Below are 19,761 nucleotides of genomic sequence, written 5' to 3' on the forward strand. Positions count from 1 at the left end.
ATGGGATCGATCGCGCGACGCGTATCGCCGTGGGATCAGGGGTTGTGCCTGCGGCATCCGGAGTCGCCGACAGGGGCGCCGGTACGCCGTGGTGGCGTGTCCGACCGCCGCGGACGTGTACGGCGACGTTCAGATGCTCGGGGGTTCGGCTGGGCCGCACAGGACCGGCCGATACACGACCGCCGCGCCTCCGGGGGAGCGCCGGGGCCGGACCCCATCCTCGCATGCTCGACGGAGCGACCTCGTGCTTCCAGGCGTCCTAAGGTTACCGGCCGGACGAACCGAGTGTCCCATTCGAGATGAATTGTTCCTTCATTGTTGAGTTGCGGTCGGGGTTCCTCCGGCACCGTGGGCTAACCTCTCCTCTGTTTTGCTGCCGTGTCCCATCTCATCTCATGGAGGGGGTGCCATGCCGATCGACCGGCCCGCACCCGGGCGACCCCACGTGACGGCCGCCGTGCTCGCCGGCGGGGTGGGCGCCCGCATGGGCGGTCCGCGCCCCAAGCAGTTGCTGCCACTGGCCGGACGGACCATCCTGGAGCGCTCCGTCGCGGCGTTCTGCGCCGCACCGCAGGTGGACGAGGTGGTCGTGGTCATGGTCCCCGACCTCGTCGCCGAAGCCGAGAAGATCGTCGCCGAGGGCGGGCACGGCAAGGTGTCCCGGATCGTCCCCGGCGGCGCGAGCCGTTCCGACAGCTCCCGCGCCGCGCTGCGCGCGGTCGCGCACCGCGGCGGCGGCGACCTGGTCCTGCTGCACGACGCGGCGCGCCCCCTGGTCAGCGGGCGGATCATCGCCTCCTGCGTGGCCGCGCTCGCCGAGGCCGGAGCGGTCGGCGTGGCCGTGCCGTCCAGCGACACGGTGGTGGAGGTCGCCGCCGACACGCGGGGGCACGAGGTGATCAGGTCGGTCCCCGACCGTGCGGTCCTGCGCCGGATGCAGACCCCGCAGGGCTTCCGGCTCGACGTGATCCGCCGCGCCCACGAGCGGGCGCTGGCCGACCCCGGCTTCGTGGCCACCGACGACTGCGGCGTGGTGCTGCGCTACCTGCCCGAGGAGCCGGTCCGGATCATCCCCGGCGAGGAGGGCAACATCAAGGTGACCCACCCGGGCGACGTCGCGGTGGCCGAGGTCCTGCTGCGCACCCTGGAGGAGGAACGGTGATCTTCACACCGACCGAGGTGATCGGGCACCGGGGGTCCGGACGCGGCACGGTCGACGGCCTGGCGGAGAACACCCCCGGGTCGTTCGCCGCGGCCGTGGCGGCCGGAGCCACGTGGGTGGAGGTCGACGTGCGGCGCAGCGCCGACGACGTGCTCATGGTGTACCACAACGCCGCCCTGCCCGACGGGCGGTTCGTCGTGGACCTGCCCGCCGAGGAGTCCCGGGCCGCCGGAGTGGCGACCCTGGACGAGGTGCTCGAGGTCGTCCCCCCGCACATCGGCCTGGACATCGACGTCAAGACGGTGCTGGAGGACGCCGTGGACGCCCCCGGGCGGCGCACCATGGCGCTGTTGACGCCGTACCTGAAGCGGCAGGCGCGGTCCCGGCGGCTCTTCGTGTGCTCCTTCGACCCGTCGGTGATCCTGGCGGTGCGCGAGGAGGCGCCCGGGGTGGCCACCGCGTGGATGCCGTTCGTCCGCAACCCGCTGGACCAGGCGGTGGCCGGTGCCGCGGGCATGGGCTGCGAGGTGGTCGCGATCGACGCCCGCTCCTTCGGCCTGGCGGGCGAACCGGAGCGCCCGGGCCGCCGCTCGGTGGAGGACACCGTGGAACTGGCGCACCGGGCGGGGCTGCAGGTGGTGTCGTGGTGTCCCGACCCGGTGGACTCGGCCCGCTTCGCCGCGGCCGGAATGGACGCCGTCGTGGTCGACGACGTCCCCGGCACCGTGCGGGCGCTCGCCGCCGTGGCGGCGGGCTGACCCCGACGCGGCCCGTACGCCGCCGCCCGCCCCCGGCGGCGCGGGGCCGCTAGGCGTTCTGGCGCTGCGCCCTGGCGGTGCGCGAGTCCGCGCCCAGCCCCGGCGGACTGGTGATGAACCCCGCGCCCCACGCCATGTGCATGGTGGCCAGCGCCACGGGGACGGCGAGGCGGGAGGCCGCGGGCAGCCCCGAGCCGAGCGGGACCGAGGCGACCAGGATCGCGGCGAGGTATCCGCCGGGCACCAGCCAGGCGGGCCAGAAGAAGAACCCGACGACCAGTCCCAGGACGATCCCGGCCAGCGCGACCGGGGGCGCGAGGTAGCGCAGGTTGAGGGTGCCCCTGTGCTGGCGGGCCACCACCCGGCGCCACCTGCCGTAGTGGAAGTACTGCCTGGCCAGTGCCCTGACGTTGGGCCTGGGCCGGTAGGAGACCCGCATGCGCGGCTGGAACCACACGGTGCCGCCGGTCATGCGGATGCGGTGGTTCATCTCCCAGTCCTGGGCGCGCAGGAACGCCTCGTCGTAGCCCTGGACCCGCTCCAGCGCCGAACGCCGGAACACGCCCAGGTAGACGGTGTCGGCCGGACCGCCCGCACCGCCGGTGTGGAACCGCGCGTTGCCCACGCCCACCTTCGAGGTCATGGCGGCGGCCACCGCCTTCTCCCAGGGGGTCTCCCCCTCCGCGGCCATGATGCCGCCCACGTTGTCGGCGCCGGTCTCCTCCAGCGTCTCCACGGCGACGCGCAGGTAGTCGGCGGGCATCATGGCGTGGCCGTCGATGCGCGCGACGATGTCGTGGGAGGAGGCGGCGATCGCCGCGTTGAGCCCCGACGGGGTGCGCCCCGACGGGTTGGGCACCACCTTGACCCGGGGGTCGGCGGCGGCGAGTCCGTCGGCGACCTCCTGGGTCCGGTCGCCGGACGGCCCCACGGCGAGCACGACTTCCAGCTCACCGGGGTAGTCCTGGCTCAGGACGTGGCGCACGGCGGAGGCGAGGTGGCGTTCCTCGTTCAGGACGGGCATGACAACCGACACGGCAGGCCAGCTCACGGGCATATCCACAAGAGTTCCACACGATCCGGAAAAGAATCTGGGTACTGGGGGTGCGGGAATCCGCTGTCGCAACGGTACTGCACGGCGGGCGCGGCCGGGAGCCGCCGCGGGTTCGGACTCCGATTCCGGGAGAAGCCGCCGGATTCCCGGCAACACGCCGTGGTCGGATTTTCCCGTCCCGGCACGGTGTTCCTGCCACCCTTGGGGGTGCGACGACACGTAGCGCTCCCGCGGGGGCGACGGGTCGATGGTTCGGGAGGACAGCCGATGAACGAGGACGACAGCGACACACCCCGACCGTCCGGAGACGTCCCGGAGTTCCGCCGTGTCCACTCGGGGCCCACGCCCCCCGGGACCGGCCCGCCACGGCGGCGGCGCGGCGGGAGGGCGTCCGCGTGGCTGCCGAGCGCCGCGGCGCGCCGCCGCCGCGCCGTGCTGCTGCTGTCCGGCTTCCTCTCCGCCGTGGTCCTGCTGACCTCGGGAACGGCGTGGGCCGTCACCGGGTGGCTCTCCGGGCAACTGCAGCGCCACGACGTGTTCGCGGGCCTGCTGGAGGAGGACCGCCCGGCCTCCGGCCCGCAGGGCGCGCTGAACTTCCTGGTGATCGGCTCCGACGACCGCAGCGGCATCGACCCGGAGGAGCGGTCCGCGCTCGGCGTGGGCAACGTCGGGGGGCGGCGCTCGGACACGATGATGCTGGTGCACCTGAACAACGAGCGGGACCACATCACCGTGGTGGGCATCCCCCGGGACTCCTGGGTGCAGATCCCCGGCCACGGACCGCACAAGATCAACGCCGCCTACTCCCTGGGCGGGCCGAGCCTGGCCGTGCGGACGGTGGAGTCGACCACGGGGGTGCGCATCGACCACTACGTCGAGGTCGACTTCAGCGGCTTCGTCGACGTCGTGGACGCGCTCGGCGGGATCACCGTGTGCCTTCCCGAGGCCATCCACGACGACAAGGCCAACCTGTCCCTGGAGGCGGGCACCCACGAGGTCGACGGCCCCCAGGCGCTGGCCTTCGCCCGCACCCGCAAGAGCGCCCACGGCGACCTGGACCGCATCGACCGCCAGCAGCAGGTGCTGGCCGCGCTGCTGGACAAGGCGCTCAGTTCGCAGACCCTGAGCGACCCGTCCAGGTTCGCCCGCTTCCTGGAGACCGCGCTCGGCTCGGTCACGGTCGACGAGGCGCTGGACACCGCCGCCCTCAACCAGCTCGGCGCGCAACTGCGCTCCATCCGCCTGAAGGACGTGACGTTCACCCAGGTTCCGGTCGACCGGATCGACTTCTGGACACCGAGCGGGGAGGTGGCGGTCACCTGGCACGAGCAGCGCGCCGCGGAGCTGTTCGGCGCGGTCGCCCGGGACGAGCCGATCTCGACGGAGGACGCCGCGGCGGACCCGGACCTGCCCGCCCCGGAGGAGGTGGCGGTGGAGGTCCACAACGGCACCACGATCCCCGGGCTGGGGGCCCGACTGCGTTCCCAGCTGGTCGAGGCGGGCTTCCGGGTCCCCGAGGAGGCGGGCAACTGGACGCGCCAGGACCTCGCCGAGACGCTGGTCCGCTACGCGCCCGGCCAGGAGGACGCCGCCCACCTGCTGCTGGAGAGCATTCCGGGGTCGCGGCCGGAGGAGGACCCGGCGCTGGACGACCGCGTCCAGGTGGTCGCGGGGGCCGGTCACACCGGGGTGGCCGTCCCGGCGCACGCGGCGGCCCCGACCGGGCAGCAGCCCGTGGACGTGGAGGGCCGGGACACGGTGCGGACCCACACCGCCGCGGACGACGTCTGCCGGTGACCTCCGCGCCCCGGCGCGCCGCACTCCGGGGCGCCGGGGCGCGGTGACCGCATCCGGCCATCCCCGGCCCCGGGAAACGGGAGGCCGCCGCCGTCCGTTGTCCCGGTGGGCCCGGACCGTGTTAGTTCCGCCGCTTCCGGTGGTACTGGGAGGGAACATCGGCACAAGGAGGCTTCTGTGTTGCGCCACTCACTCGGCCTGCTGGCCGGGATCGTCCTGACCCCGCTGCTGTGGGTCGGCGCGGCGTGGTCGACCGCCGAGATCGTCGGGCACGTCCAGGCGCAGCGGTTCGGCGACCCGCTGCTGACCGCCTGCGCGGCCATGATCGGGGTCGGCCTGGTCGGCGGGGTCCTGGCCGCGACCCGGGTCTCGCCGCTGGCCGCGTTCGTCTCGGGCGGGGTGCTGCTGGGTGTTCCCCTGTGGGCGCTGCTGGACCCGGCGTCGATGGACGCGACCGTCCCGGGCTGGCTCGTCGACCCCGAGTCGTTCCTGCGCCCGCTGGGGCCGGGGCTGCCGCTCTTCCTCGCGCTGGGCACACTGCTGTTCATCTCCTCGCTCGTGCTGTCCCGGTGGCGTCCGCCCCGCCGCGACCGGACCGAGGAGGCGTACCCGCCCGCCGCCGAGCACGCTCCCTCCCGGAGGCGGGCACCCGAACCCGCCTCTCCGCCTCCCGCTGGGCGGCCCGTCGCGCCCGACGCGGGATGGGTCGACGACCCGTCCGCCAAGACCACGACGCCGTTCCGCCGCGGCGAGGACGGCGTCCGTCCGCTCGGCCGAGAGGACGACGACCGCACACGGCTCCTCGGCGACGGCCGCTGAGACGTGTTCCCGCCCCGCCGCGGCCCTGTCCGGTGTTTGATGGTCCGGTGTGTTGTGCGGGAGTTCGACAGGGTCTCAACCAACCACGGTGACGCGGTAACCGTCCCTCCGGAAGGATGGGGAGAACGGTGTTCGGCCCGCACGGCCGGACGGCCCTGTGGCACTGGAGCGACCCGCAGGTAGCATTCCTAGGCCGGTCGTGAGGAAGGACTGATCCATTGGTGGACAAACAGCGCCTCAGAATCGCGGTGCTCGGCACCGGATACCTCGGAGCGACCCACGCCGCCTGCATGGCGGAGCTGGGTTTCGACGTCCTCGGTCTCGACACGGACCGGGCCAAGATCGCCAGTCTGTCCTCCGGTCGGGTCCCGTTCTACGAGCCGGGACTGGAGGAGGTGCTCACCCGCAACCTCGCCGCCGGTCGGCTGCGCTTCACCACCGACTACGCCGAGGCCGCCGAGTTCGCCGACGTGCACTTCATCTGCGTGGGCACCCCGCAGCAGAGCACGTCCAACGCCGCCGACCTGCGGTACGTGGACGCCGTGGTGGAGTCGCTGGCGCCCCTGCTGACCCGCCCCACCGTCGTGATCGGCAAGTCGACCGTGCCGGTGGGCACCGCCGCCCGGATCGCCGCCCAGTTCCACGCCACCGCCCCGGCGGGCGAGGCCGTCGAGGTCGGCTGGAGCCCGGAGTTCCTGCGGGAGAGCCACGGCGTGGAGGACACGCTCAACCCGAACCGGATCGTGATCGGCACCGACTCGCCGCGGGTGGAGCAGGTGATGCGGGAGCTGTCGGCCGACCAGATCGAGCGGGGCATCCCCTTCCTCGTCACCGACCTGCAGACCGCCGAACTGGTCAAGGTCTCCGCCAACGCCTTCCTCGCCACCAAGATCTCCTTCATCAACGCGATGGCCGAGGTGTGCGAGGCCGTCGGCGCGGACGTGATCCGACTGGCCGAGGCGCTCTCCCACGACGACCGCATCGGCGGCAAGTTCCTCGGCCCCGGCCTGGGCTTCGGGGGCGGCTGCCTGCCCAAGGACATCCGCGCGTTCATGGCGCGCGCCGACGAACTGGGCGTGGAGCCCGCGCTGTCGTTCCTGCGCGAGGTGGACGCCATCAACCAGCGCCGCCGGGCGCGCACCATCGACATCGCGCGCGGCCTCATCGGCGGCAGCTTCGCCGGACGCACCGTCGGCGTGCTGGGCGCGGCGTTCAAGCCCAACTCCGACGACATCCGCGACTCCCCCGCCCTGGACGTGGCGGCCACCATCGGCTCGCTGGGCGCGCGCGTCACCGTCTACGACCCCGAGGCGCTGGAGAACGCCGAGCGGGCCTACCCGCAACTGAACTTCGCGCACACCATGGTGGAGGCGGTGCGCGACGCCGAGGTGGTGCTGCTGCTCACCGAGTGGGCCGAGTTCCGTGACGCCGACCCCGACGAGCTGGGCAAGGTGGTGGCCGAGCAGCGGATCGTGGACGGACGCAACGCGCTGGACCCCGACCACTGGCGCTCCCGCGGCTGGACCTACCGGGCGCTGGGCCGCCCCTGAACCGGGGTCCCTCCCCCGAGAGGAGGACGGACGACATGGAACGACTCAACGATCCCGAGGTGATCCGCCGCCTGCTGGCGCAGACCGAGGTGTGGGCGGTGGTCGGTCTGGGCGACAACCCGGGCCGCCCCGCCCACGGGGTGGCCCGGTTCCTCCAGGAGCGGGGCAAGCGGATCGTGCCGGTGCATCCGAGCGCGGCGACGGTGCACGGCGAGCGGGGCTACGCCTCACTCGCCGACATCCCCTTCGACGTGGACGTGGTGGACGTGTTCCGCCGCTCCTCGGCGGCGGGCGCCGTCGCCGACGCGGCACTGGAGCGCCCCGAGGTCAGGGCGGTGTGGTTCCAGTTGGGCGTGGTCGACGACGCCGCGGCCGAGCGGGTGCTGGCTGCGGGCCGCGCCATGGTGATGGACCGCTGCCCGGCGATCGAGTGGCCCCGCCTCCTGGGGTGAGCGCCGGAGGGAACCCGTCGGCACCCCGGCCCGAAACCCCCGGTTCAGCGGGCTCCGAAGCCGAACGACGAGCCCTCCGAGAGCTTGCGGCGCAGCCGCTCCCCCTTGTCCTGGGCCTGCTGTCTCAGGTCGGCCTGGAAGTCGGTCATCCTCGCGCGCAGTTCGGCGTCGTGGGCGGCGAGCATGCGCACCGCCAGCAGTCCCGCGTTGCGGGCCGCGCCCACCGCGACCGTGGCCACCGGCACCCCGGCGGGCATCTGCACGATGGACAGCAGCGAGTCGAGCCCGTCGAGGTACTTCAGCGGCACCGGCACCCCGATGACCGGCAGCGGGGTGACCGAGGCGAGCATGCCCGGCAGGTGCGCCGCGCCGCCCGCACCGGCGATGACGACCTTCAGCCCGCGCTCGGCCGCCTCGGAGCCGTAGGCGATCATCTCGTGCGGCATCCGGTGCGCCGAGACCACGTCGGCCTCGTAGGGGACGCCGAACTCGTCCAGGGCCTGGGCCGCGTCCTGCATGAACGGCCAGTCGGAGTCGCTTCCCATCACGATGCCGACGGTCGGCGGGGTCTGGCTCACTGCGGGTCTCCCTTGAGGTACGCTGCGGCGGTTCGTGCTCGTTCCAGCAGGTCGGCGGGGTCGTCGCCGACCACGGTGACATGCCCGATCTTGCGGCCGGGGCGGACCTGCTTGCCGTAGAGGTGCACCTTCAGCTCGGGGTCCTTGGCCATGACGTGGATGTAGCGACTGTACACGTCGGGGTCGCGCCCGCCGAGCAGGTTGGCCATCACCGCGTACGGGGCCACGGTGCGCGGCGACCCCAGGGGCAGGTCGAGCACGGCGCGCAGGTGCTGTTCGAACTGCGAGGTGCGGGCGCCGTCGATGGTCCAGTGGCCGGAGTTGTGCGGGCGCATCGCCAGCTCGTTGACGACGACGCCGGTGTCGGTCTCGAACAGTTCGACGGCGAGCATGCCCACCACGTCCAGGGAGGTGGCCAGTTCGATCGCGAGTTCCTGGGCGGCCACGGCCCGGTCCTCGGCCAGGCCGGGCGCGGGGGCGACGACCTCGTGGCAGATCCCGTCGCGCTGCACCGTCTCGACCACCGGGTAGGCCGCGACCTGGCCGTAGGGGGAGCGGGCGACCTGCACGGCCAACTCCCGGCGGAACGCGACCCGCTCCTCGACCAGCAGCGGAACCCGCTCCCGGGCGGCGCGGTCGAGCACGGCCGCGGCCTCCTCGGCGTCGCCGACCACCCAGACGCCCTTGCCGTCGTAGCCGCCGCGGGCGGCCTTGAGCACGACCGGCCAGCCGGTCCCGGCGGCGAAGTCGGTGACGTGCCCGATCTCGGAGACCTCCCGCCAGCGCGGGCAGGGGGCGCCCAGTTCCCGCAGGCGGGCGCGCATCACCAGCTTGTCCTGGGCGTGGCGCAGCGCGTCGGGGCCGGGGCGCAGGACCGTTCCGGTACGCTCCAGCTCGCGCAGGACCGGCTGGGGCACGTGCTCGTGGTCGAAGGTCAGCACGTCGCAGTCCTCGGCGAAGGCGAGGAGGTCGTCGAGGCCCCGGTCGTCGCCGAAGCGCGCGTCGGCGCACACGCGCGCCGCGCTGTCGTCCGGACCGGCCGCCAACACCCGGAAGTCCACGCCCAACGCGATCCCCGCCTGGTGCGTCATCCGGGCGAGCTGGCCACCGCCCACCATTCCGACCGCGGGAACGGTCCGGCTAGTCTCGCTCACAGCTTCCTCAACTCTCGGTTCGCGACGTTGGGGTGCGGCCCCGCGACCGACGCGGGAACCCGAGAAAGTCTATTGAATCTCCTGGTCCGGATCGGAACGGCTCGTGCGATTGCTCTCGACGTTGTACCGGCGCTTCTCCCGGCTCATCCACGAGGTGGCCAAGTTCGGCACCGTGGGCGCCCTCGCCTACGTGACGCAACTGGCGACCACCAACCTGTTCTGGTACGGGCTGGGACTGCCGGAACTGGCCGGGCAGGCCCTGGGGACGGTCTGCGCCACCGTCGTGGCGTTCCTCGGCAACCGGTTCTGGACGTTCCGGCACCGCTCGCACAGCGGGCTGCTGCTGTCGTACGCGCTGTTCTTCGGGTTGAACGGGGTGGGGCTGCTGATCCAGCTCGCCTGTCTGTGGTTCACCGCCGCGGTGCTGGGCCTGGACGGTCCGCTGGCGCGCAACATCGCGGGCAACGTGGTCGGCGTGGGCCTGGGGTCGCTGTTCCGGTTCTGGAGCTACAAGAAGTGGGTGTTCCGCGCGCCGCGGCAGGTGATCTCCCGGGACCCCGGACCGGCCTGACCCCGGTGACGTGGGCCGACGTCGGCGTGGCGGTCCCGGGAGGGTCTTTGTCTCCCTCCAGCACCACCATTCACAAAACGGACAACTCCCCCGGCACTTCTCTTTCCACCCCAAGGGCGCGTCCCCCGGAGGAGCGTCCCCCGGTGGGGTGTTATGTGAGGTAAGAGCAGTATGTCGGAGACAGGGCTTGCGCATTTTTGGTCAACCGCTGGACCGTCGGCGCGCGTAATCCGAAAATCGCGGCGGGAGTCTTACGATCGGTGCTATGACCTGCGTTTTGCTGGCCGAAGACGATGCTTCGATCTCTGAACCGCTGGCCCGCGCGCTCCGCCGGGAGGGGTACTCGGTCGACGTCACCGTCGACGGCATGGAGACACTCGACCGCGCCCGCACCGGCGATATCGACCTGCTGGTTCTGGATCTGGGGCTGCCCGAACTGGACGGGCTCGAAGTGGCCAGGCGGCTGCGCTCGGAAGGGCACGGAACTCCCATCCTGATCCTCACCGCCCGCGCCGACGAGGTCGACACCGTCGTGGGACTGGACGCGGGAGCCGACGACTACGTCACCAAGCCCTTCCGCCTGGCCGAACTCCTGGCCCGGGTCCGGGCGCTGCTGCGCCGCGGCGGCGGCGAGGTCCCCGTCGTGCACGGGGTGCGGATCGACAACGACTCGCGCCGCGCCTGGCTGGGCGACCGGGAGCTTCAGCTCACCACCAAGGAATTCGACCTGCTGCGTGTACTCGTCCGCGACGCGGGCAAGGTGGTCACCCGGGAGCAGATCATGCGGGAGGTGTGGGACACCAACTGGTGGGGGTCCACGAAGACGCTGGACATGCACATTTCCTGGCTGCGCCGCAAACTCGGGGACGACGCCAACCAGCCCTCCTACATCACCACCGTCCGAGGAGTCGGCTTCCGGTTCGAGCGGGACTGACACACGCGGCGATGACGAGGCGACATGCGCAGGAGAATGCTGTTCTCCACCCTCGTGGTGGCCATCATCGCGGTGCTGCTGCTCGGGCTGCCCCTGGGCGCCCTGACCTACCAGCAGGTGAACAGCGCGAACATCGCCCAACTGCAACGCGAGGCCGAACTCATCGGGACCGAGGTGGACGCGCAACTGCTGCGCGAGGGCGAGATCGACACCGAGCACTTCGCGACGGTCTATCCCCGGCGCTACATCGAGATCACCCCCAGCGGCTCGCCCACCGTGGCCACCGGCGGCTGGGAGTACAACCCGCGTGATCCGGACGCGGCCGCGGCGCTGAGCGCGTCGGCCACCTCCGCGAGCGGCGCCTCGGTCGTGGTGTGGCGCGACACCCGCGGGGTGCGGGAGGAGATCATCAGCGCGTGGCTGGGCATCGCCTCGCTGTCCCTGCTGGCCATCGGCGTCGCGGTCGGACTGGCCATCCTCCAGGCCAGAAGGCTCACCCTGCCCCTGGTCGACCTCGCCGCGACCGCCGAGCGGCTGGGGTCGGGAGTGATCAGCCCGTGGGGGCACCGCTACGGCATTCCCGAAGCCGACGCGGTGGCCGAGGTTCTGGACCGCAGCGCCGAGCGCATCTCCAGTCTGATCTCGACCGAGCGGCACTTCGCCACCGACGCCTCCCACCAGTTGCGCACCCCGCTGACCGCGCTGTCGATGCGGCTGGAGGAGATCGTCGCCGAGGCGGACAAGCCCGACGTGGTCCGCGAGGAGGGCGAGGCCGCGCTGGCCCAGACCGAACGGCTCGTGGACATCGTGGAGAGCCTGCTGGGGCGGGCGCGCCGGACCCAGAACCCCAAGCTGGAGCCGGTCGCCATCGACGACGTGATCGAGCAGTTCATGGAGGAGTGGCGGCCGGTCTTCACCCAGGCCGGGCGGAAGCTGCAGTTGACCGGGCAGGCGGGCCTGACGGTCATGACGGTGCCCACCGACCTGGCCCAGATCCTGGCGACCCTCGTGGAGAACGCGTTCAAGCACGGCGCCGGTACGGTGACCGTCCGCCGCGTGGAGACCGGCCAGTCGGTGCGCGTCGAGGTCAGCGACGAGGGCGAGGGAATCCCCGAGGAGCTGGCTCCCCGCATCTTCGAACGCGAGGTCACCAGCGGCAACGGAACCGGACTCGGTCTGGCGCTGGCCCGGCACATCGCCGAGTCCGAGGGCGCCCGGGTGGAGTTCATCCATTCCAGGCCGACCACGTTCGCCCTCTTCCTGCCGCCCTACCGGGGCAGCCTGGCCCGCACCACCGGACCGGCGTGATCCCGCGCGCGGGCGCCGGGGTCAGCCGGTGAGGCGCGCCGCCTGGGCGGCGACCGTGGTGGAGCCGCCGTGGCCGGGGCGGACCGTGGTCTCGGGAGGAAGGGTGAGCAGGTGGTCGCCGATCGACACGAGGATCGCCGCGGGGTCCGAGTGCGGGCGGTCCGTGCTCCCCGGACCGTTCGCGAGCAGGGTGTCGCCGGTGAACACCGTCGCGAGGGCGGGCGCGTACAGGCAGACCGCGCCCGGGGTGTGGCCGGGGGTGTGCCGCACCTCCAACTCGACCCCGCCGACCTGGAGGCGCTCGCCGTGCAGCAGGGGCGCGTCGGGGGCTCGGTCGGGGTAGTGCAGGCTCCACAGGCGCTCGTCGGCGGGATGCAGCAGGATCGGCGCGTCGGCGAGGTCGGCCAGGGCCTCCGCCGCGTTGATGTGGGTCTCGTGGGCGTGGGTGCACACGATCGCCATCAGCTCGCGGTCGCCCAGCCCGCGGGAGATCGCGGTGGCGTCGTGGGCGGGGTCGACCACGATCGCGCCGCGGTCGTCCCCGACGATCCAGACGTTGGCGTCGGCCTCCTGCTCCGCCGCGCCGTCCCAGAAGGGCCCCGAGGTGACGACCCCGTCGACGGTGACAGAGGCCGCGCCGGTGTCTTCGGTCATCTGAGTCCTTTCGAGGAAACCCCGCCCTTCGGGAAGGGGAGGAAGTCGATGAGCGGACCACCGCTGTGCGTCCTGTCCGCACGCACCGCCCGGAGGCGGTCCTCCACAGGGCTGGTCTTCCCCTCCGGGGAGGGACCTAACGCGCGGTGACGCCGCTCACCCGCGCAGCGACACGTTCGCGCCGAAACTCCGGCGCAGCGCGTAGGGCTGGAGCTGTCCGAGACCGTGGGCGTGGCGGGCGCGCACGGCCACCACCTGGAAGCCGTCCTCGCCCTTGAGCTGGTCCGCCAGGGCCTCGTCGATGAGGACGGTCCCCGGCCGCGCGAAGGAGGTCAGGCGGCTGGCCCGGTTGACGGTGATGCCGAACACGTCGCCGAGCAGCGCCAGCACCGGGCCGTAGGCCAGGCCGACCCGCACGTCGGGAACCTCGACGTGGGTCTTGACTCCGGCGGCGAGCTGCAGGGCGATGTCGGCGGCCTGCCGGGCGTTGTCCGCGACGTAGAGGATCTCGTCGCCCAGGGTCTTGACGATCCGGCCCCCGCAGGAGGCGACGATGTCGGCCGAGGTCGCCTCGAACCCCTCCACCACGTCGGCCAGGCCGACCTCGTTCAGCTCCCGGCTGAGCGCGGTGAAGGACACCAGGTCCGCGAAGCCGACGACCAGCGGGAAGTAGTGGGGGGAGGCGTCCTCCCGCTGCTCCTGGACCGCCAGGCTGCGCGAGACCGACGCGGCGAGCTGGCGCCGCCAGATGTGCAGCAGCAGTGTCTCGACGTCGGGAAGCAGCTCCTTGGCCAGCCCCACCAGCGGTCCCAGGTGTCCGTCGAGGTCGACCTCGGGCTCGTAGGACAGGGTGGTCAGGATGCTGGTCTGCCATTCGGCGAGCCTGGTCATGGTCTGCCCCATGGCCCGGGCCAGGCGGACCGCGGCCTCCTCGGTGAGTGTGCCGCTGCGCAGCAGTTCGGCGGTGACCCGCATGGCCTCGACGTCGCTGTCGGTGTAGGCGGGCGTGTCCTCCCCGCGTGTGGCGAACCCCAGGGCCCGCCAGATGCGGGAGGCGAGCTCGGGCGAGGTCCCCGCGAGCCGCACCACCTCTTCACGGGTATACCGCGCCTCGCCTCCCAACAGGACGGCTTCGATCTCCTTGGGGTCGGGACGAGACGACATGGGTTCTCTCGTATTCGAGGTCGGGGCGGTGGGGGTGACGCCCGCCGGACATGAAATTCAGCCGGCACCCCTCCACAGCGGTGAGGCGCGCATGACTGTCGGTTTAGTACCTCCGGGGCGTCTCCGTCAAGAAACACCCGCTCCGGAGGACCTGCGCGGAGGAGGTCACGGAGCCCCGGGACGGACGTGGACGACGTCGCCCGCGCTGAGGGCCGTGGTCCGGCCGCCGTCCGTGCGCACGAGGAGGTGCCCCTCCTCGTCGACTCCGGCGGCCGTGCCCTCCAGCAGGCGGTCCTCCGGCAGGTGCACCCGCACCCGCCGGCCGAGGGTGGCGCAGCAGGACCGGTACTCCTCGGCGAGTCCGCCGGCCTCGGCGTCGCCGCCGTGGTCGGCCCAGACCGTGTAGCGCTCGGCGAAGGCCCGCAGGACCGCGCGGAGCAGGGGGTCCCGGTCGGCGCACACGGCGCCGGACAGGACGAGCGACGTGGCCGTGTCCACCGGGAGCTCCTCCTCGCTCTGGGAGACGTTGAGCCCCATGCCGAGCACGACCGCGGCGCCCTCGGGGTCGAAGACCGCCTCGGAGAGGATCCCGGCGAGCTTGCGGCCGTCCACCAGGACGTCGTTGGGCCACTTGAGGACCGCTTCGACCGCGGCGATCCGGCGTACGGCGCGCACCGCCGCGACTCCCATGAGCAGCGGCAGCCATCCGTAGCCGCGGGGCGGCGCGGTGGGACGCAGCAGCACCGAGAAGGTCAGCGCGGCCCGCGCCGGGGTCTGGAACGTGCGGTCCATCCGCCCGCGCCCGGCGGTCTGGTGCTCGGTGACCAGTACCGAGCCCTCGGCCGCCCCGTCGCGTGCCCGGGCGGCCAGTTCGGTGTTGGTGGAGCCCAGCGACGGCACGACGTCGATCCCGGTCCACAGCGTCTCCGGACGCACCAGCGCCCGTTCCAGCGCCCGCTGGTCCAGGGGCGGTCGGCTGAGGTCCGAGTACAGCGAGGAAGGCATGCCCCCATTCAACCAACGCTCCGCCGCGGACCGCTCCACTCGGGGGGTTCCGGGACCCGAAAGGCCCCGGAACCCCCGGTCGGGCGGTCAGCCGGTGTTCTGGAGTCCGGCGGCCACGCCGTTGACCGACAGCAGCAGCAGCCGCTCCAGGTGGCTGCGGTCCTCCTCGGAGAGCTGGGCGGCCTCGTCGCCGCGCAGCGCCTCCAGCGCGCGCAACTGCAGGTGCGACAGCGCGTCCACGTACGGGTTGCGCAGGTCCACCGCGCGGGAGAGCACCCTGCGGTTCTCCAGCAGGCGGGTGTGCCGGGTCACCTTGAGGACCAGTTCGCGGGTGCGGTCGTACTCGGCGAGCACCTGCTCGGTGAGTTCGGGCCGCTCCCCCAGGGCCAGGTAGCGCTCGGCGATCACCCGGTCGGTCTTGGCCAGGCTCATCTCCGCGTTGTCCAGCAGCGACGCGAACAGCGGCCACTCGACGTAGGCGGTGCGCAGCGCGTCGAGGTCGTCGACGGCCGCCAGGCCGCTGCCCAGCCCGTACCAGCCGGGCAGGTTGACGCGGGTCTGGGTCCAGGCGAACACCCAGGGGATCGCGCGCAGGTCGTCCAGTCCGGTGGCGGCCGAGCGGCGGGCCGGGCGCGATCCCAGGCGCAGCTCGCCCAGCTCCTCCAGCGGGCTCACCCTGGAGAACCACTCGGCGAAGCCCTCGGTGTCGACCAGCGAGCGGTAGGCGGTGTGCGCGGCCTCGGCGATCCGGTCGGCCAGCGCGCGGAAGCGGGCGGCGGCCTCGGTGGCGCGCCGCTGCACGCTGTCGGTGGAGGCCATCAGCACCGCGTGCCCCACCTGCTCGATGTGCCGGTGGGCGATCGCCCGCTGACCGTAGCGGGCGAAGATGACCTCTCCCTGTTCGGTGACCTTGAAGCGGCCGTCCACCGATCCCGGCGCCTGCGCCAGCACGGCGCGGTTGGCGGGGCCGCCGCCGCGGCCGAGCGCGCCGCCGCGGCCGTGGAAGAGGGTGAGCTTGATGTCGTTGGCGCGGGCCCACTCGGTCAGCCGCGCCTGCGCGTCGTACAGCCGCAGGGTGGCGCTGACCGGTCCGACGTCCTTGGCCGAGTCGCTGTATCCGAGCATGACCTCCATGCGGCGGCCGGTCTGCTCCAGGCGGCGCCGGACGCCGGGCAGCGCGAGCATGCCGTCGAGCACGTGCGGGGACGCGTCGAGGTCCGCTCCGGTCTCGAACAGCGGGATCACGTCCAGGACGGGGGCCTTGCCCTCGGGCAGGGCGTGCTCGGCGAGTTCGTGGACGGCGGCGACGTCCTCGGCGGAGCGGGTGAAGCTGACGATGTAGCGGCAGCACGCCTCGACGCCGAAGCGCTCCTGGATCCAGGCGACGACCCGCAGGGTGGCCAGGACCTCCTCGGTCTTCTCCGACAGCGGGCCGCCCGCGCGCAGCTCCGCGAGCGCGGCCGCGTGCACGGCGCTGTGCTGGCGGATCTCCAGTTCCGCCAGGTGGAAGCCGAAGGTCTCGGCCTGCCAGACGAGGTTCTGCAGTTCTCCGTAGGCCTGGCGGAGCGCGCCCGCGGCGGCCAGCGACTCCTGGACCACGCGCAGGTCGGCGAGGAACTCCTCGGGGTTGCGGTAGCCGAGGTCGGCGTCGCGCCGCCGGGTGGCGCGCAGCCGCTCCGCGGCCAGCAGGAGGAGCTGGCGGTGGGGTTCGTTGGGCGAGCGCTTGACGATCTCCTGCATCAGGCGCGGGTGGGCCGCCTGGGCGCTGGCCAGGGTGGCGCGCAGGTCGGCGCTGGGCCGGGTGAGGCCGGTGTACTCGGTGTGGATGCGTCCGATGCGTTCGCAGGCGGCCTCCAGGGCGAGCAGCACGTGCTCGGACTGGACGGCGATGGCCTCGCGGGTCACATCGTGGGTGACGAAGGGGTTGCCGTCGCGGTCGCCGCCGATCCAGCTTCCGTAGCGGACGAAGGCCTTGGCCGGGGAGGGGCGGCGTCCGCTGCCCTCGGGGTCGATGGCCCGGTCGAGGCTGCGGTAGACCTCGGGGATGACCCGGAAGATGGTCTCGTCGAAGGCGGCCATGGCGGTGCGCACCTCGTCGAGCGGGTCCATCTTGGTGTAGCGAAGCTGTGAGGTTCGCCACAGAAGGTCGATCTCCTCCAGAAGTCTGCGGCGCGCCTCGGCGGCGGCGCCGCTTCCGGGGTGGGCCGCGCGCAGCCGCTCCAACTGTCCGCTGATCCGCTGGATGGCGGTGGAGACGGCGCGGCGGCGCGCCTCGGTGGGGTGCGCGGTGAGGACCGGGCGGAACTCCATGCCGTCGACGAGTTCCCGCAGGCGTTCCTCACCGGCGTCGTCGCGGATGGAGCGGACCGCGGCGGCCAGTGACTCGCGCGGGGGGTTGGCCGCGTCGTCGCGTTCCCGCAACGAGCGGATGCGGTGGTGTTCCTCGGCCAGATTGACCAGGTGGAAGTAGACGGTGAAGGCGCGCGCCACCTGCTTGGCGCGCTCCAGCGGCCACGAGGCGACGAGGTCGGTGATCTCCTTGCCGTCGACCGACCCCTCACGGGCGCCGATGACGGCGCGTCGGAGTCGCTCCACGTCGTCGAGCAGATCCTGGCCGCCGCTCTCGGCGAGCACGGTTCCGAGCATCTCGCCGAGCAGGCGGACGTCGCCTCGAAGCTGGTCGGGCATCTCCTGGCGGGCGCTGTCGCGTGTCATGGCACAGACCATACCCAGATTGGTCTACTCCACTTGGAAGGTGGGGTGTCCCGTTGGTGGCTCCGGAACGACGCTTCAAGGAGAAACATGCGGACTGTTATCATTAACAGAACAGGATTCGGACACATATCCCCTGGTCAGAGCCTCGCTTCGAGGTCCTACCTACAAGTAACCCCTATCTCCTGATCGAAACAACGACCCGCACCTATACTCTGATGGCTTATGGCGACCCAAGCCCCTGAACCGCTGCCCGCGGCACAGATCGACATCCACACCACCGCGGGCAAGCTCGCGGACCTGCAGCGCCGCCGCCACGAGGCGGTGCACGCGGGCTCCGAACGAGCCGTGGAAAGACAGCACGCCAAGGGCAAGATGACCGCCCGCGAGCGCATCGACGCCCTTCTCGACCCGGGTTCCTTCGTGGAGTTCGACGCCTTCGCCCGACACCGGTCCAACAACTTCGGCCTGGAGAGGAACCGTCCCTACGGCGACGGCGTCGTCACCGGCTACGGCACGGTGGACGGCCGCCCCGTCGCGGTGTTCAGCCAGGACGTCACGGTCTTCGGCGGCTCCCTCGGCGAGGTCTACGGCGAGAAGATCACCAAGGTCCTCGACCACGCGCTCAAGACCGGCTGCCCGGTGATCGGCATCAACGAGGGCGGCGGCGCGCGCATCCAGGAGGGCGTGGTGGCCCTGGGCCTCTACGCCGAGATCTTCAAGCGCAACACCCACGCCTCCGGTGTCATCCCGCAGATCTCGCTGGTCATGGGTGCGGCGGCGGGCGGCCACGTCTACTCGCCCGCCCTCACCGACTTCACCGTGATGGTCGACCAGACCTCCCAGATGTTCATCACCGGCCCCGACGTCATCAAGACCGTCACCGGCGAGGACGTCACCATGGAGGAGCTGGGCGGCGCGCGCACCCACAACACCAGGTCGGGCGTGGCCCACTACATGGCCTCCGACGAGACCGACGCCCTGGAGTACGTCAGGACGCTGCTGTCCTACCTGCCCTCCAACAACCTGGAGGACCCCCCGGCCGAGCCGACCGAGGCGGAGCTGGAGATCACCGGGACCGACCTGGAGCTGGACACCTTCATCCCCGACTCGGCCAACCAGCCCTACGACATGCACCGGGTCATCGAGCACATCGTCGACGACGGCGAGTTCCTGGAGGTCCACGAGCTGTTCGCCCAGAACGTCATCGTGGGCTACGGGCGGGTGGAGGGCCACCCGGTCGGCGTCGTGGCCAACCAGCCCATGAACTTCGCGGGCTGCCTGGACATCGACGCCTCCGAGAAGGCCGCGCGGTTCGTGCGCACCTGCGACGCCTTCAACGTCCCCGTGCTGACCCTGGTGGACGTCCCCGGCTTCCTGCCCGGCACCGACCAGGAGTTCAACGGCATCATCCGCCGCGGGGCCAAGCTGCTCTACGCCTACGCCGAGGCGACCGTCCCGCTGGTGACGGTCATCACCCGCAAGGCGTTCGGCGGCGCCTACGACGTCATGGGCTCCAAGCACCTGGGCGCCGACATCAACCTGGCCTGGCCGACCGCGCAGATCGCGGTGATGGGTGCCCAGGGAGCGGTCAACATCCTGCACCGGCGCACCCTGGCCGCCGCCGAGGACGTCGAGGCGACCCGCGCGCAGCTCATCAGCGAGTACGAGGACACACTGCTCAACCCCTACAGCGCCGCCGAACGCGGCTACGTGGACGGCGTCATCATGCCCTCCGAGACCCGCACCTCCGTCGTCAAGGCGCTGCGCGCGCTGCGCGGCAAGCGCAAGCAGCTGCCGCCCAAGAAGCACGGGAACATCCCGCTCTGATGGCCGGCGACCGAACCCAGTCCGCCCCCTTCCTTCAGGTCGTGCGGGGCGACCTCAGCCACGAGGAGACCGCGGCGCTCGTCGCGGTCCTGACCGCCCGCGCGCGGGCCGTTCAGGCCGCCCGCGAACGGGCCGCCGCCACCGGAAGCCGCTCGGGCTGGAGCGACCGCGCCCGGCTGCTGGGGGTGCCGCGTCCGGGCCCCGACTCCTGGCGCCGCAGCTTCCATCCGGGATGATCCGCCCGTCCCCGGGTCCGTCC

General features: G+C 72.2%; 18 protein-coding genes. 11 read left to right on the plus strand and 7 right to left on the minus strand.

Features of this window, described 5'->3' with window-relative positions:
• Positions 1-409 precede the first annotated feature (409 nt).
• Together NI17_RS15675 and NI17_RS15680 are read left to right on the plus strand one after the other, a co-directional pair.
• Positions 410-1,162, plus strand: a complete 753-nt coding sequence (locus NI17_RS15675; RefSeq protein ID WP_068693223.1) for an IspD/TarI family cytidylyltransferase — start codon at positions 410-412, stop codon at positions 1,160-1,162.
• Complete coding sequence (locus tag NI17_RS15680; RefSeq protein ID WP_068693224.1) at positions 1,159-1,920, plus strand: glycerophosphodiester phosphodiesterase; 762 nt, start codon at positions 1,159-1,161, stop codon at positions 1,918-1,920. Before NI17_RS15675 ends, NI17_RS15680 begins: the two co-directional genes overlap by 4 nt.
• A gap of 49 nt (positions 1,921-1,969) precedes the next feature.
• Here NI17_RS15680 and NI17_RS15685 read toward each other — a convergent pair whose 3' ends face one another.
• Positions 1,970-2,971: a glycosyltransferase family 2 protein gene (locus tag NI17_RS15685; RefSeq protein WP_119267757.1), complete on the minus strand. Its 1,002-nt coding sequence runs from the start codon at positions 2,969-2,971 to the stop codon at positions 1,970-1,972.
• A gap of 270 nt (positions 2,972-3,241) precedes the next feature.
• Here NI17_RS15685 and NI17_RS15690 point away from each other — a divergent pair, with 270 nt between their 5' ends.
• The 4 genes from NI17_RS15690 to NI17_RS15705 all read left to right on the plus strand — a co-directional run bounded on the left by NI17_RS15690 (position 3,242) and on the right by NI17_RS15705 (position 7,592).
• Positions 3,242-4,771 carry an LCP family protein gene (locus NI17_RS15690; protein ID WP_243597522.1) on the plus strand — a complete coding sequence of 510 codons (1,530 nt, stop codon included), beginning with the start codon at positions 3,242-3,244 and terminating at the stop codon, positions 4,769-4,771.
• Between the two features lie 177 nt (positions 4,772-4,948).
• Positions 4,949-5,590 (plus strand): hypothetical protein, encoded by a 642-nt coding sequence (locus NI17_RS15695; RefSeq protein WP_068693226.1) that lies wholly within the window; start codon positions 4,949-4,951, stop codon positions 5,588-5,590.
• A gap of 218 nt (positions 5,591-5,808) precedes the next feature.
• Complete coding sequence (locus NI17_RS15700) at positions 5,809-7,140, plus strand: UDP-glucose dehydrogenase family protein (protein ID WP_068693228.1); 1,332 nt, start codon at positions 5,809-5,811, stop codon at positions 7,138-7,140.
• Between the two features lie 35 nt (positions 7,141-7,175).
• Positions 7,176-7,592 (plus strand): CoA-binding protein, encoded by a 417-nt coding sequence (locus NI17_RS15705; protein WP_068693230.1) that lies wholly within the window; start codon positions 7,176-7,178, stop codon positions 7,590-7,592.
• 44 nt (positions 7,593-7,636) lie between these two features.
• Here NI17_RS15705 and purE read toward each other — a convergent pair whose 3' ends face one another.
• Positions 7,637-8,137: a 5-(carboxyamino)imidazole ribonucleotide mutase gene (purE, locus tag NI17_RS15710; protein ID WP_369975128.1), complete on the minus strand. Its 501-nt coding sequence runs from the start codon at positions 8,135-8,137 to the stop codon at positions 7,637-7,639.
• Between the two features lie 29 nt (positions 8,138-8,166).
• Positions 8,167-9,324 (minus strand): 5-(carboxyamino)imidazole ribonucleotide synthase, encoded by a 1,158-nt coding sequence (locus NI17_RS15715; RefSeq protein WP_084012793.1) that lies wholly within the window; start codon positions 9,322-9,324, stop codon positions 8,167-8,169.
• A gap of 103 nt (positions 9,325-9,427) precedes the next feature.
• On the opposite strand from NI17_RS15715, the gene NI17_RS15720 reads away from it, so the two are divergent.
• From NI17_RS15720 to NI17_RS15730, 3 genes are all read left to right on the plus strand, one after another.
• Positions 9,428-9,895 carry a GtrA family protein gene (locus NI17_RS15720; RefSeq protein ID WP_068693234.1) on the plus strand — a complete coding sequence of 156 codons (468 nt, stop codon included), beginning with the start codon at positions 9,428-9,430 and terminating at the stop codon, positions 9,893-9,895.
• 265 nt (positions 9,896-10,160) lie between these two features.
• Complete coding sequence (locus NI17_RS15725) at positions 10,161-10,829, plus strand: response regulator transcription factor (protein ID WP_068693235.1); 669 nt, start codon at positions 10,161-10,163, stop codon at positions 10,827-10,829.
• A gap of 24 nt (positions 10,830-10,853) precedes the next feature.
• Positions 10,854-12,137 (plus strand): sensor histidine kinase, encoded by a 1,284-nt coding sequence (locus tag NI17_RS15730; RefSeq protein WP_068693237.1) that lies wholly within the window; start codon positions 10,854-10,856, stop codon positions 12,135-12,137.
• Positions 12,138-12,158: 21 nt separating this feature from the next.
• On the opposite strand, the gene NI17_RS15735 is transcribed toward NI17_RS15730, so the two are convergent.
• From NI17_RS15735 to NI17_RS15750, 4 genes are all read right to left on the minus strand, one after another.
• On the minus strand, positions 12,159-12,791 hold the full coding sequence (locus NI17_RS15735) for an MBL fold metallo-hydrolase (RefSeq protein WP_068693239.1): 633 nt from the start codon (positions 12,789-12,791) through the stop codon (positions 12,159-12,161).
• A 156-nt stretch (positions 12,792-12,947) separates the two neighbouring features.
• Complete coding sequence (locus NI17_RS15740) at positions 12,948-13,955, minus strand: adenylate/guanylate cyclase domain-containing protein (protein WP_068693241.1); 1,008 nt, start codon at positions 13,953-13,955, stop codon at positions 12,948-12,950.
• A gap of 165 nt (positions 13,956-14,120) precedes the next feature.
• On the minus strand, positions 14,121-14,960 hold the full coding sequence (locus NI17_RS15745; protein ID WP_068693243.1) for a biotin--[acetyl-CoA-carboxylase] ligase: 840 nt from the start codon (positions 14,958-14,960) through the stop codon (positions 14,121-14,123).
• Between the two features lie 87 nt (positions 14,961-15,047).
• A complete protein-coding gene (locus tag NI17_RS15750; protein ID WP_267887217.1) occupies positions 15,048-17,648 on the minus strand; it encodes a phosphoenolpyruvate carboxylase in 2,601 nt (866 codons plus the stop codon).
• Positions 17,649-17,897: 249 nt separating this feature from the next.
• Between NI17_RS15750 and NI17_RS15755 the strand changes: the two genes are divergently transcribed.
• Together NI17_RS15755 and NI17_RS15760 are read left to right on the plus strand one after the other, a co-directional pair.
• Positions 17,898-19,502 (plus strand): acyl-CoA carboxylase subunit beta, encoded by a 1,605-nt coding sequence (locus NI17_RS15755; RefSeq protein ID WP_068693245.1) that lies wholly within the window; start codon positions 17,898-17,900, stop codon positions 19,500-19,502.
• Complete coding sequence (locus NI17_RS15760; protein WP_068693247.1) at positions 19,502-19,738, plus strand: acyl-CoA carboxylase subunit epsilon; 237 nt, start codon at positions 19,502-19,504, stop codon at positions 19,736-19,738. The genes NI17_RS15755 and NI17_RS15760 overlap by 1 nt, the downstream gene beginning before the upstream one ends.
• Positions 19,739-19,761: the final 23 nt, after the last annotated feature.

It is taken from the genome of Thermobifida halotolerans (genome assembly GCF_003574835.2).
Taxonomy (GTDB): domain Bacteria; phylum Actinomycetota; class Actinomycetes; order Streptosporangiales; family Streptosporangiaceae; genus Thermobifida; species Thermobifida halotolerans.